This window comes from Streptomyces sp. NPDC059454, from assembly GCF_042749965.1.
GTDB lineage: Bacteria > Actinomycetota > Actinomycetes > Streptomycetales > Streptomycetaceae > Streptomyces.
The window spans coordinates 46,218-57,981 of sequence record NZ_JBHYVC010000048.1 but is presented as its reverse complement, the minus strand read 5'-3'; the positions used below and the strand labels follow the sequence as shown (position 1 = coordinate 57,981).

Below are 11,764 nucleotides of genomic sequence, written 5' to 3'. Positions count from 1 at the left end.
TTTACATTAATGCTGGCCTGGGCCCCCCCTACCCGGGGGGGGCGGGGGGGGGGCCCGCCCCCGCCCCCCCCCCCCCCCCCCGCCGGGAGGGATGTCAGCCTTGGTCGGCCACGAAGGAGGCCATGCGGGTCAGGGCCGCATTCCAGTTGATGGTGTGTTCGTTGGTGGACCAGGACTGGATGTCGTCGATGAAGCAGAACTGACCGACACAGCCCTGGAGCTTCGACTGGGCGAAGGGGTCCTGGATGCTGGAGTTGGGTCCGCCGGAGAGCGTGCCGGCGGGCGGGTTCGGCAGGTCCGGATCGAGCTGGCGGGCGTACCAGCGGCTGTGCTGGTTGTGCGCGTTGACCTCGCCGTAGCCGGTGACGTACGACATGTTCAGGGCGTTGCGGCCCAGGATGTAGTCCATGCTCTGCAGCGCGCCGTCCCGGTACTTCGAGGCGCCGGTGAGGTCGTGGGCGGTGGCGAGGACGACCGCGTTGTTGAGCACCTGATGGCTGGAGCCCCAGTCGTAGACGTTGCCGGCCGGCGCGTACGGCATGCCGTACGGGTGGGCCTTCAGCGTGGCCAGGTAGCCGTCCGCGCCCTGGACGACGGAGCGGCGGACCTTGTCCCGGCCGGGCAGCCGGTTGGGCACGGTGGCGAGGTCGAGCCGGCCGGCCGCGGCGGTGCGCGCCCAGTCGAAGCCGGTCGGGCCGAAGATGTCGGCGGTGTGCACCGGGGAGTTCAGGACGTACTCCTCGAACTGCCGCTCCCCCGTGGTGAGGTACAGCTCGGCGGCCGCCCAGTAGAACTCGTCGGCCACGGTGTCGTCGGGGTAGGCGCCGCCGCCGATGCCGTCGTCCGGGTCGGCGAGGAGGTCCGGGTGGGCGAGGGCCGCCGTCCAGGCCTTGCGGGCCGCCGCCAGGGCGGTGGCCGCGAACTCCTTGTCGTAGGAGCGGTAGAGCCGTGCCGCCTGGGCGGCCGTGGCCGCGAGGTTCAGGGTGGCGGCGGTGGTCGGCGGGTGCAGTTCGCGCTTCTGCGGGTCGTCGCTCGGCAGCAGGGGCAGTCCGGTCCACTGCTCGTCATGGATCTTGTGATGGGCCATGCCTGCCAGCGGCTCGCCCTCGGGGACCTGCATCTTCAGCAGGAACTCCAGTTCCCAGCGCGCCTCGTCGAGGATGTCCGGGACCTTGTTGCCGCTCTCCGGGATGTTCAGCGTGCCGTCGCCGAGCTTGTCCGCCTCACCGGTGCGGGCGTGCCGGGCGCGTTCGTAGGTGCTGAGCACCTCCCAGGTGCTGATGCCGCCGTTCACGACGTACTTGCCGTGGTCGCCGGCGTCGTACCAGCCTCCGGTGACGTCGAGGGTGTAGTCGCAGACGCCCGGCTGACAGGGCACCGCGCCGTCGCCCTGGTTGGGCGCCACGCCCACGTGTCCGGCCGGGCGGCCGTAACCGGGGCGCAGGTCGTCGCGGATCGCCGTGCCGCTGCGCTGGGTGTAGTAGTACTTCGCCGAGTCCAGCCGCAGCCGTTCGTACGCGCGCCCGTCGATGTCGAAGGGCCGGCTGGTCTCGCCGTCCACGACCAGGGTGTAGCCGGTCCCGCGCTCGCGGTGGGAGCCGAAGTCGAGGGAGTGGACGTTCTGCCCGGAGGAGCCGTCCACGCCCCGCGGCACGGTCCAGCCCTTGCGGACCACCCGGCCCTCGTCGTCCTTCAGCCGCCAGGGCAGCCGCTCGCCGGCATCGGTGACCAGGGTGGCGTTCTTCGGGCCGGCGGGCAGGTAGCCGACCTGGTTGACCCGGACCCGGGGCCCGGTGTCCGGCTCGTACGGCTCGGGGGCGACCCCGCCCAGCAGGGACACGTCGTCCGCGCAGAACCGCCAGGGGTCCGCGCTGCCGCCGAGCTGGAAGCCGACCTGGCCCTGCGCGGTGTCGACGGGTGAGGTGAAGGTGTACGAGTAGGTGTCTCCCGAGACGCTGAGCTGCGGGGACACCTCGTAGTAGGTGTCGTACGGCTCCACCTGCAGGCCGACGATCGCCCGCACGACATGGCCCGCGGGCGAGCCGGTCGCGCTGAAGGAGAAGCGGTACGACTCCCCCTTCACCAGGGCGATGTCGTTCTGGCCGACGGCCGCGTCCCAGCGGTTGGCGGTGCCGCCGGGGACGTCGGCGCACAGGCGGCCCTCGGACGGGCCCGCGGTGACGCCGGCGGAGGCCCACCAGGCGTCGGTGCCGTTGTCGAAGGTTCCGTTGCGGACCTGCTCGGCCTCGTCCGCCCCGGCCGGGGCGGCGGGCAGCGCGGTGAGCGCGGTCGCCAGCAGGCCGGTGAGGGACAGCAGAGCGGTTCTGCGTCTGTTCACGTCTGGGCTCCTCTTGGGGAGGTGCGGGGGCACGGAAGCACATATGGGAGCGCTCCCATTTCCGTACGCGGACCATGGTTGTGGCTGGTGTGACACTCCGTCAACGGTTGGGACAGGACTGGTGACGGTCACCCGGAGCGGAGGTTCGCAGTCCGTGTCGGGCCGCGACCCACTAGGCTGGAACTCAGGCGATGCACCGGTTCACGGTGAGTGTGCGCGATGGAGTGGCGACGATGAGGCCGGACGACCCGTTCGACGATGCCGTGACGGCCCGGGCCGTCATCGCCGCCGACGGCACGCTCGCACGGTGGAGCGAGGGTGCGCGCCTGCTACTGGGGCACACGGCCGAGGAGGTCGTCGGCCGCCCGGCCGCCGACCTGCTGGCCGAGGATTCGGGCCCGCCCCGGCTCCCGGCCGCCCGCTGGAGCGGCACCCTCGCCCTGCGGCACCGCGACGGCTCCGCCGTCACGGCGTGGGTGCTGGCCCACCACAGGCAGTCGGCGGGCGACGGTCCGGGGGAATGGCTCGCCGTCACCCCGTTGGACGCCACGGACCAGGAACTGCCCGACGACCCGCTGGTCAGGACGGCCGTGTTCCAGTCGCCCTGCGCCGCGATGGTCTTCGACGGGGGGCTGCGCCTGCGCGGGGTCAACGACGCCATGGCCCACCTCCTCGGGCTGCCGGCCCCCCACCTGCGGGGACTTCGGCCCACCGACATCGGCGGCCGGCCGCAGCACGCCGAACTCGAGCGCCAGTTGTGCCAGGTGCTGCGCACCGGCCGGCCGACCGAGATGCAGACGTACATGAAGGCCACCGGCGAGAACCATGCGCATGCCTGGCTGGCCCGGCTCGCGCCGCTCACCGACCGGTCCGGCCGGGTGCGGGGCGTGTGCGCGACGGCCCACGACTTCACCGAGCAGTACCGGGCGCGGGAGCGACTACAGCTGGTCAACGAGGCCAGCATGCGCATCGGCACCACCCTGGACGTCACCCGGACGGCGCAGGAACTGGCCGAGGTGTGCGTGCCCGCGCTCGCCGACTTCGTCAGCGTGGACCTGCTGGAGCCCGAGGAGCCCGGAGGCGAGCCCACCGGCCCGCTGACCACGCCCGTCTCGTTGCGCCGGGTCGCCCATCAGTCCCTGACACCGGGCAACCCCGAGGCGGTCGCCCGCCTGGGCGAGATGGTCGTCTACCCGGCCGCCGCGCCCCAGGCCGACTCGCTGGTCGCCGGCCACAGCGTCGCGGCCTCGGTGCTCTCCGGCGATCTCGACCCGTGGCTCGCGGTGGACGAGGCACGTGCCCGGCAGGTCCGGGAGTTCGGCGTCCACTCCATGCTGTCCGTCCCGCTCCAGGCGCGCGGTACGACCCTCGGGGTGGCCGCCTTCACCCGCTTCACGCGTCCCGAGTCGTTCACCCACGACGACGTGCTGCTGGCCGAGGAGGTCACCGCGCGCGCCGCCGTCTGCATCGACAACGCCCGCCGCTACTCCCGTGAACGCGAGACGACCCTCGCGCTCCAGCGCAGCCTGCTCCCCCGCACCCTGCCGCACACGGCCGCCGTGGAGGCGGCCACCCGCTATCTGCCGGCCGCGCGCTCCGGTGTGGGCGGCGACTGGTTCGACGTGATCCCGCTGTCCGGGATGCGGGTGGCCATGGTGGTCGGGGACGTCGTCGGGCACGGCATCCAGGCGTCCGCGACCATGGGCCGGCTGCGCACGGCGGTGCGCACCCTCGCCGACATCGACCTGGCACCCGACGAACTGCTCACGCACCTCGACGACCTGGTCCTCCACCTCTCGCAGGAGTCGGGCGGCGACCCCACGTCGGGCGAGGTCGGCGCGACCTGTCTGTACGCGGTGTACGACCCGGTGTCGCGGCGCTGCACCCTGTCCCGGGCGGGGCACCCCGCTCCGGTGCTGATCCCGCCGGGCGGTCCGGCCCGGCACCTCGATCTGCCCTCCGGGCCGCCACTGGGCCTGGGCGGGCTGCCGTTCGAGTCGGTCGAGCTGGAACTGCCCGACGACGCGGTGCTGGCGTTCTACACCGACGGGTTGGTCGAGTCCCGCGGGCGGGACACCGAGGCCGGTCAGGCCCTGCTCCGCGAGGCGCTGTCCAACGCCGCCGGCCCGCTCGACGAGACCTGCGACCGGGTCCTGCACACCGTGCTCGCGCCGGGCGGCGCGACGGACGACGTGGCCCTGCTGCTGGCCCGTACCCACGGTCTGCCGTCCGCGCAGGTCGCCACCTGGGACATCCCCGCCGACCCGGCGCTGGTCGCCCCCATCCGCAAGCAGGTCCTCGAGCAACTGGCCACCTGGGCGCTGACCGAGGCGTCGTTCACCGCGGAGCTGGTGGTGAGCGAGCTGGTCACCAACGCCATCCGGTACGGTGCCCCGCCCATCCGGCTGCGGCTGATCCACGACGCCTCGACGCTGATCTGCGAGGTGTCCGACACCAGCCACACGGCACCGCATCTGCGCCGGGCCAAGACCTGGGACGAGGGCGGGCGGGGCCTGCTGCTGGTCGCCCAGCTCACCCAGCGCTGGGGCAGCAGACACACGGCCGACGGCAAGACCATCTGGTCGGAACTGGCCCTGGTGGACGAGATGTGACATGGGGTGAACCATGGCGAACGGATCGCGGCACACGAGCATGTCGGTGGTGGGCGCGCTGGTCCTGTCGGGCGCGCTGGTCTCCTGCGGCACCGAGAGCACAACGGCGGGCACCACCCCGCAGCCCTCCGCGTCCGCCGGACGGACCGCCGGAAACTCCCCGCGCGGCGCCGTCCCGAGCGACGCCGCCGGTTCCACGAGCGACCGGTCCCCGACGTCCGCCGGGCCCACGGAGCACTCGGCGTCCCGGTGCCGCACCGCCGAACTGAGCGCCGCCGTCGGCCGGATGGACCCGGGTGCGGGACAGCGCAACTTCCCCGTCGTGCTGACGAACGTCTCCTCCCGCACCTGCACCCTGCACGGCCATCCGGGCGCCGCCTTCGTGGACGCGGCCGGCGAACAGCTGGGCCGGGACCCGAAGCGCACCCCGGGTGACCCGGCGACCGTCACCCTGGCGCCCGGCGCCAGTGCCTGGGCGGGGCTGCGCTACGCGAGCCCCGGCGTCAGCGGCGCCCGCGCGGCCGTCCCGGCGGCGCTCCTCGTCACCCCACCGGACGAACGCGACCCCCTGAAGGCGCCGTGGAAGGCCGGTGCGGTCCCGGTGTCCGGCAATTCCTCCTCGGTGTTCCTCACCGTTCTGGAGCCGGGCACCGGACCCTAGAAGATCGATGAAGATCTTGGTGAGGGGTCACTTGGTGGCCGGCGACCGGACGCGGCTCGCCACTGCCCGGGGGCGGAAAACCGATTGCCCGCCCCGGCCGGAGGGCCCCAGGATCCTGCCATGCCCACGAGCCCTCTCCCCATGCCGCTGTCCGCCACCGCCCCCGCGGCGGGCCGACAGCGGCAGCCCGGCCCGCCGCGGGGAGGACCGACGCCGCCGTGCTCATGACGGCCGCCCTGCTCGCGGGGCTGCTCGCCGGTTACGGCATCGCCGTCCCCGTGGGCGCCGTCGGGGCCCACCTCGTCTCCCTGACCGCCCGCACCACCCTGCGCACCGGGGTCTGCGCGGCCCTCGGCGTCGCCACGGCCGACGGGCTGTACGCCCTCGCGGCCGTACTCGGCGGTTCCGCCCTCGCGTCGGCGCTGCGGCCGGCCCTGGCGCCGGTGCGGTGGGTCTGTGTGCCGGTGCTGCTCGCGCCGGCGGCGTGGGGCGCGGCCGGCGCCGTACGCCGCTACCGCGGGCGGCGGCTCGCCGCCCGCACCGAAGCCGCTCCCCCGGGCACCGTCCGCGTGTACCTGTCGCTGCTCGGGATCACCCTCCTCGACCCGACCACCGTGATCTACTTCGCGGCGCTCGTGCCCGGCTCCCGCGGCGGGGAGGCGGCCGGGCCCCTGGAGCAGGCCGTGTTCGTGACGGCGGCCTTCGCCGCGTCCGCGAGCCGGCAGGTGCTGCCGGCCGGCGGCGGTGCCCTGCTGGGCCGGGCGCCGACCGGCCACCGGGGCCGGCTGGTGACCGCGCCGGCGGCGTCCGGGGTGATGACGGCCCTCGCGGTGCACACGGCGGTGGCGCCCGTCTGACGGCCCGCGGGCCCGGTTCGGATGAATCCGGCGTGCGGTGGTGTTGCAGGAGTGATCGACTCGACAGCAGTACGAGAGAACGACGGGATGGATGCCATGCCTCTCCAGGGCGAGTACGACCCCAGTCCGACGCAGTGGGTGCGCAACCAGGTGGAGCTGTACGAGAGTTCCGGCGGCACGGAGGGGACGACCCTGCAGGGCAGGCCCGTCATCGTGCTGACCAGCCGGGGCGCGAGGAGCGGCAAACTGCGCAAGACCCCGTTGATGCGGGTCGAGCACGAGGGGCGGTACGCGGCGGTCGCCTCGCTGGGCGGCGCCCCCCGGCACCCTGTCTGGTACCACAACGTCAAGGCCGACCCGCACGTGGAGCTCCAGGACGGGCCGGCCAAGTTCGACATGACGGCCCGTGAGGTCACCGGGGAGGAGAAGGCCGAGTGGTGGAAGCGCGCCGTCGCGGCCTTTCCGCCGTACGCCGACTATCAGGAGAAGACGGACCGTGAGATCCCCGTCTTCGTGCTGGAGCGGCGGGAACAGGGCTGACGGACGCGGGTTCGGCGGGCGGAGGGAAAATCTCCGCCCCGGCGCGCATGAAGCACCGGCCGCCGGGCACGCGTGGTTCAGGCCCCGCCGCGCTCCCCCGTCGCGGCGGGGCTTTCCCATGCCTCCCGCGCCTCCGGATCCCCCCGTTCGGTGATGTCGAGGAAGATCTGTTCCGCCTCGGGCACCTCACGGGCGATGGATCGCTTGATGCGTACGGCGACCTCCTCCACCCGCTCGCTGTCCATCCCGGGCACGAGGTCGACGCGGGCGGCCACCAGGGCGGTGTCCAGGCCCGTCTTCATCGTGAGGAGCGCCTCCACGCTGTCGATCTCGGGCTGTTCGCACAGCAGCTCCCGGATCCGGCTGCTCGCCTCCGGGTCGGCGGCCTCGCCGATCAGCTGGTCGCGGGCGTCACGCCCGAGCCGGAAGGCGACGTAGACCAGCAACGCGCCGATGGCGAGCGAGGCGGACGCCTCCCACACCGCCTGTCCGGTGATCATGTGCAGCGCCATGCCCACGACGGCCAGGGTGACGCCCACCACCGCGGTGCCGTCCTCGGCGACCACCGTGCGCAGCGCCGGATCACGCAGTCCGCTGCCCAGGCCGCCCTGCCTGCGCACCTGGTACAGGGCGCGCAGCAGGGAGCCGCCCTCGGCGAGCAGGGCGACGCCGAGCACGATCAGTCCGGCGACATAGCCGCTCAGGTCCTCCTCGCTCCCGTTCCTGAGCGCCTCGACGCCCTGGTAGAACGAGAAGCAGCCGCCCATCACGAAGATCCCGACGGCCGCGAGCAGCGACCAGAAGAACCGCTCCTTGCCGTAGCCGAACGGGTGACGGCGATCGGCCGGGCGCCGGCTGCGCCGCAGCGCGGCCAGCAGGAACACTTCGTTCAGGCTGTCGGCGACCGAGTGCGCCGCTTCCGACAGCAACGCGGGGGAGGACGCGGCCAGTCCGCCGACGGCCTTGGCGACGGCGATCACCAGATTGGCGGCGAGCGCCACCAGCACGGTGATCCGGGTTCTGCGATCCGATCGAGTACTCACCCTCGGCCGATTGCCCCGGTCGGCCCAGGGCACACCGTGCCGTCGGCGGAAAACGGGGAACGCGGTCACAAGGACATCCGAACGACGACGAGGAGAACACCATGGGCCGCGACGACGGGGGCGGCGGCAACAGTTCGTACGGCAGGAAGAAGTTCAAGAGGTCGAAGGCCCACTTCGCGGACCGGATCACCGCGGACGGCCGGGACGGATGGCCGGCGGAGGCCGGGCGTTACCGGCTCGTCGTGAGCCGGGCCTGTCCGTGGGCGAGCCGGGCGCTGGTGTCCCGGCGGCTGCTCGGTCTCGAGGACGCCCTGTCCCTGGCCGTCACGGACCCGCTGCAGGACGACCGGAGCTGGCGCTTCACCCTGGATCCGGACGGCCGCGACCCGGTCCTGGGCATCCGGTACCTGAGCGAGGCGTACGACCGGCGCGAGACGGACCACCCGGGCGGGGTGAGCGTGCCGGCGGTCGTGGACGTGCCCAGCGGGAAGCTGGTCACCAACGACTACCAGCAGATCACCCTGGACCTCGCCACCGAGTGGACGGCCCTGCACCGCGAGGGGGCGCCCGACCTGTATCCGCGGGAGCTGCGCGACGAGATCGACGCGGTGACGGACGACGTCTTCCAGGACGTCAACAACGGCGTGTACCGGGCGGGCTTCGCCACGGACCAGGAGGAGTACGAGGCCGCGTGCACGGCCCTGTTCCGGCGGCTGGAGCTGCTGGCGCAGCGGCTGGAGCGGCAGCGGTACCTGGTCGGCGACACCATCACCGAGGCGGACATCCGGCTGTTCACCACGCTGGTGCGGTTCGACGCGGTGTACCACGGCCACTTCAAGTGCAACCGGTGGAAGCTGGCGGAGAACCGGGTGCTGTGGGCGTACGCCCGCGACCTGTACCAGACGCCCGGCTTCGGCGACACCGTGGACTTCGACCACATCAAGCGGCACTACTACCGGGTGCACACCGGTATCAACCCGTCCGGCATCGTGCCCCTCGGTCCCGACCTGTCCGGCTGGACGGCGCCCCACCACCGTGCGGAGCTGGGCGGCCGGCCGTTCGGGGACGGTACTCCGCCCGGTCCGGTGCGGGCCGGCGAGGAGGTGCCGGCGCCGGGCCGCCCCTGACCGCCCCGGCCCCCGACGCTCCATCCATCGACGAGAGACGACGAAGCCGACCTAGGAGATCCACGTGGCGAAGAAGAGCAAGAAGGCGAAGAAGAAGCTGCCCATGGCGTACAAGCCGATCGGCTTCGCGCTGGGCTGGACCAGCGGCACCGTGGCGGGAATGGCGTTCCAGAAGACCTGGAAGGTGATCCGGCACGAGGACGACGCGCCGGACGCGCTGGACCGCGACCGCCGCTGGGGAGAGATTCTGCTGGCCGCGGCGATCCAGGGCGCCATCTTCGCGGTGGTCCGCAGTGCCGTGGACCGGGCCGGCGCCAAGGCCATCGAACGCTCCACGGGCACCTGGCCGGTCCCGGACAAGGGCGGCCGCGACTGACGCGTCCGCAGGCCGGCCCACCGTCCCCCGGGGGGGTGGGCGGTGGGTCAGCCCTGTTTGGGCGCCGTCGACGCGCCCCGGCGGACGGTGAAGGAGTGGCCCGCCGGGTCGGCGTAGCCGCGCTCCTCGGCGGGTCCCGAGGTGTCACCCGCCTCCATCGGGCGCCCGCCGAGGCCCACGATCAGGCGTTCCACCGCGTCCAGGTCGTCCACCACGAACTCCAGGTGCGCCTGGAGGGAGTTCTCCGGGCGGGGCCAGCTCGGGGCGGTCGCGTTCACGTCGCGGCGCAGTGCCAGGCGGAAACCGTCGGCGGCCCGGATCTCCACCCGGTTGACATGGGCGTCGACCTCCTGCGCCTCCAGCAACTCCTTGTAGAACTCGGCGAGTTTCTCGGGTTCGGCACAGTCGAGCACCACCACGCCGGCCGTCACCAGGGTCATGTCTCCTCCGCGGGAGTCCGGGGCGCGGGCGCTCCTGCCTCGCGCCGTACGTGACACCTGTCCCGGCTCGCCGGATTCAGTCATGTCCCCGTACGGATACATGCGCCTCAACTGCCTTGCGCGGTAACGGAGATCACCAGCGGTCACGGCGTGGATCATTTGGGTTCGGGGCCTCCTCGTGGCGCTTCTCGATTCAACCTGCGTATCGCGAAGCCCGGCACGCAGGTGTACGCGCCCCGAGGCGACCCGCCGCGATGTCGGTCAACTCGCGGTGCCGGCAAGGAGCCCATCGGGTCGGCAGTCTCGTGGATCAAGTTCGGCCACTGCCCGAAGTGAGGATTCCGTCACGCTTCGACGAGGGCTTCCGGGACCGACCGACCGGTTCGAAAGAACTCGGTCGCAATTCGAAGACATATGTCAATCGAACATGCTCAAATGCACTCGACCGAAGGTAACTTGCAGGGTGTGGACCGGTGTTGGGACCGGTCCGCTCCCCCGTTGCACGGAGCAGGCTGGAGGTGATGGCGTGGTGCGGTACGAACCTGCGCCGCTGACCCGGCATCTGCGCGTCCGCCACGACCGGGGACACACGGTGCTGGAGCTCCGCGGCGAGATCGACATCGCCGCGGCCGCGGAGATCGTCCCGCATCTGGACATGGCCACCGCCGAACCGGACGCCCGGATCGTGATCGACCTGACCCGCGTCGAGTTCTTCGATCTCTCCGGGCTGCGCCTGCTGTACCGGGCCCGGCAGCGGATCGCGGACGGCCCCGGCAGGCTGCATCTCGTGTGCACCCACCCGCTGACCCTGCGCATGCTGCGGATCACCGGCACGTCCCGGCTGCTGCCGCCGTGGCCGACCCTGGACGCGGCCCTGCGACAGCCCGGGGCCACCTCCGGCCCGCTCTGACCACCGGGTCCGCGCCCTGACGCCCACCGTGCGCCCCCGCGTGCTCCCGGTGCGGTCGTCCGTTCCCCGGCTTCCGTGTCTGTACCGGGAACTGAGGGGCATTCGGTCAGGAGGAAGGAGGGCCGTCGCCATGACGACTCCGACGTCTCCCGTGAAGGGACCGATCGCGCGCGTACCCGGATGGGCGAAGGTGCTCGGCGCGGTGGTGCTGCTGCTCGTCGTGCTGTTCGCCGGGATCCGGCTGAGTGTACTGCCGGGCCTGAAGGACCTGTTCGGCACGGAGACCGAGGACCGCTCCGGGCCCGCGCTCCTGGAGTCCGTCCAGGACCTCAGCCGCTACGACGCCGCCTCGGGCAACTTCCAGGTGGTGGTGGACCTGGAGAAGGACGCGAAGTTCCTGCCGGACGCCGTCCGCGGCAGCCGCACGCTGTACGTGGGCGCGGGCACCGTCGACGCCTATGTCGACCTCGGGAAGCTGGACGAGGACGACGTACGGGTCGACGACGACCGTACGTCCGCCACGCTGCGGCTGCCGCACGCCCGCCTGGGCAAGCCGGCCCTGGACCCCGAACGCTCCTACGCCGTCTCCAAGCAGCGCGGGCTGTTCGACCGGCTCGGCGACCTCTTCTCGGACAACCCGGGCAGCGAGCAGGCCGTCCAGAAGCTCGCCGTGCGGCACATCGGCGACGCGGCGAAGGAGAGCGGACTCACCACCCGGGCCGAGACCAACACCACGGAGATGCTCGAAGGGCTGCTGCGTTCCCTGGGCTTCGAGAAGGTGCGGATCAGCTACGGCGACTGACCCGCACGGCCGGGGGTAACCGGCTTACGAAACAAGGAAGTTGACGACTGGAGGATCG

At 72.5% G+C, this 11,764-nt stretch carries 11 protein-coding genes; 8 read left to right on the top strand and 3 right to left on the bottom strand.

Annotated elements, in window-relative coordinates:
- Window positions 1-94 precede the first annotated feature (94 nt).
- On the bottom strand, window positions 95-2,338 hold the full coding sequence (locus tag ACFXAE_RS26655) for a glycoside hydrolase family 9 protein (protein WP_384719249.1): 2,244 nt from the start codon (window positions 2,336-2,338) through the stop codon (window positions 95-97).
- A gap of 233 nt (window positions 2,339-2,571) precedes the next feature.
- On the opposite strand from ACFXAE_RS26655, the gene ACFXAE_RS26650 reads away from it, so the two are divergent.
- From ACFXAE_RS26650 to ACFXAE_RS26635, 4 genes are all read left to right on the top strand, one after another.
- A complete protein-coding gene (locus ACFXAE_RS26650; RefSeq protein ID WP_384719247.1) occupies window positions 2,572-4,950 on the top strand; it encodes a SpoIIE family protein phosphatase in 2,379 nt (792 codons plus the stop codon).
- A gap of 13 nt (window positions 4,951-4,963) precedes the next feature.
- The gene (locus ACFXAE_RS26645) at window positions 4,964-5,611 is read left to right on the top strand and encodes a DUF4232 domain-containing protein (protein ID WP_384719245.1); all 648 of its coding nucleotides are present in this window, start codon (window positions 4,964-4,966) and stop codon (window positions 5,609-5,611) included.
- A 224-nt stretch (window positions 5,612-5,835) separates the two neighbouring features.
- Window positions 5,836-6,468 (top strand): LysE family transporter, encoded by a 633-nt coding sequence (locus ACFXAE_RS26640; protein ID WP_384719253.1) that lies wholly within the window; start codon window positions 5,836-5,838, stop codon window positions 6,466-6,468.
- Window positions 6,469-6,564: 96 nt separating this feature from the next.
- The gene (locus ACFXAE_RS26635) at window positions 6,565-7,008 is read left to right on the top strand and encodes a nitroreductase family deazaflavin-dependent oxidoreductase (protein ID WP_384719251.1); all 444 of its coding nucleotides are present in this window, start codon (window positions 6,565-6,567) and stop codon (window positions 7,006-7,008) included.
- Window positions 7,009-7,085: 77 nt separating this feature from the next.
- On the opposite strand, the gene ACFXAE_RS26630 is transcribed toward ACFXAE_RS26635, so the two are convergent.
- Window positions 7,086-8,051 carry a cation diffusion facilitator family transporter gene (locus ACFXAE_RS26630; protein WP_384719243.1) on the bottom strand — a complete coding sequence of 322 codons (966 nt, stop codon included), beginning with the start codon at window positions 8,049-8,051 and terminating at the stop codon, window positions 7,086-7,088.
- Between the two features lie 101 nt (window positions 8,052-8,152).
- On the opposite strand from ACFXAE_RS26630, the gene ACFXAE_RS26625 reads away from it, so the two are divergent.
- On the top strand, window positions 8,153-9,178 hold the full coding sequence (locus ACFXAE_RS26625; RefSeq protein WP_384719241.1) for a glutathione S-transferase family protein: 1,026 nt from the start codon (window positions 8,153-8,155) through the stop codon (window positions 9,176-9,178).
- Between the two features lie 64 nt (window positions 9,179-9,242).
- The gene (locus ACFXAE_RS26620) at window positions 9,243-9,554 is read left to right on the top strand and encodes a DUF4235 domain-containing protein (RefSeq protein WP_384719239.1); all 312 of its coding nucleotides are present in this window, start codon (window positions 9,243-9,245) and stop codon (window positions 9,552-9,554) included.
- Between the two features lie 47 nt (window positions 9,555-9,601).
- Here the strand turns inward: ACFXAE_RS26620 and ACFXAE_RS26615 are convergent, their stop codons facing one another.
- Window positions 9,602-9,994 (bottom strand): VOC family protein, encoded by a 393-nt coding sequence (locus tag ACFXAE_RS26615; protein WP_384719237.1) that lies wholly within the window; start codon window positions 9,992-9,994, stop codon window positions 9,602-9,604.
- 529 nt (window positions 9,995-10,523) lie between these two features.
- Here ACFXAE_RS26615 and ACFXAE_RS26610 point away from each other — a divergent pair.
- Both ACFXAE_RS26610 and ACFXAE_RS26605 read left to right on the top strand, forming a co-directional pair.
- A complete protein-coding gene (locus tag ACFXAE_RS26610) occupies window positions 10,524-10,904 on the top strand; it encodes an anti-sigma factor antagonist (protein WP_384719235.1) in 381 nt (126 codons plus the stop codon).
- A 130-nt stretch (window positions 10,905-11,034) separates the two neighbouring features.
- The gene (locus tag ACFXAE_RS26605; protein ID WP_384719233.1) at window positions 11,035-11,706 is read left to right on the top strand and encodes a DUF4230 domain-containing protein; all 672 of its coding nucleotides are present in this window, start codon (window positions 11,035-11,037) and stop codon (window positions 11,704-11,706) included.
- The last annotated feature ends 58 nt before the right edge of the window (window positions 11,707-11,764 follow it).

Excerpts from the sequence above, each read along its gene's own strand:
- ACFXAE_RS26650 (WP_384719247.1), top strand. The coding sequence starts at position 2,572 with ATGAGGCCGGACGACCCGTTCGACGATGCCGTGACGGCCCGGGCCGTC.
- ACFXAE_RS26645 (WP_384719245.1), top strand. The coding sequence starts at position 4,964 with ATGGCGAACGGATCGCGGCACACGAGCATGTCGGTGGTGGGCGCGCTG.
- ACFXAE_RS26640 (WP_384719253.1), top strand. The coding sequence starts at position 5,836 with ATGACGGCCGCCCTGCTCGCGGGGCTGCTCGCCGGTTACGGCATCGCC.
- ACFXAE_RS26635 (WP_384719251.1), top strand. The coding sequence starts at position 6,565 with ATGCCTCTCCAGGGCGAGTACGACCCCAGTCCGACGCAGTGGGTGCGC.
- ACFXAE_RS26625 (WP_384719241.1), top strand. The coding sequence starts at position 8,153 with ATGGGCCGCGACGACGGGGGCGGCGGCAACAGTTCGTACGGCAGGAAG.
- ACFXAE_RS26615 (WP_384719237.1), bottom strand. The coding sequence starts at position 9,994 with ATGACCCTGGTGACGGCCGGCGTGGTGGTGCTCGACTGTGCCGAACCC.
- ACFXAE_RS26605 (WP_384719233.1), top strand. The coding sequence starts at position 11,035 with ATGACGACTCCGACGTCTCCCGTGAAGGGACCGATCGCGCGCGTACCC.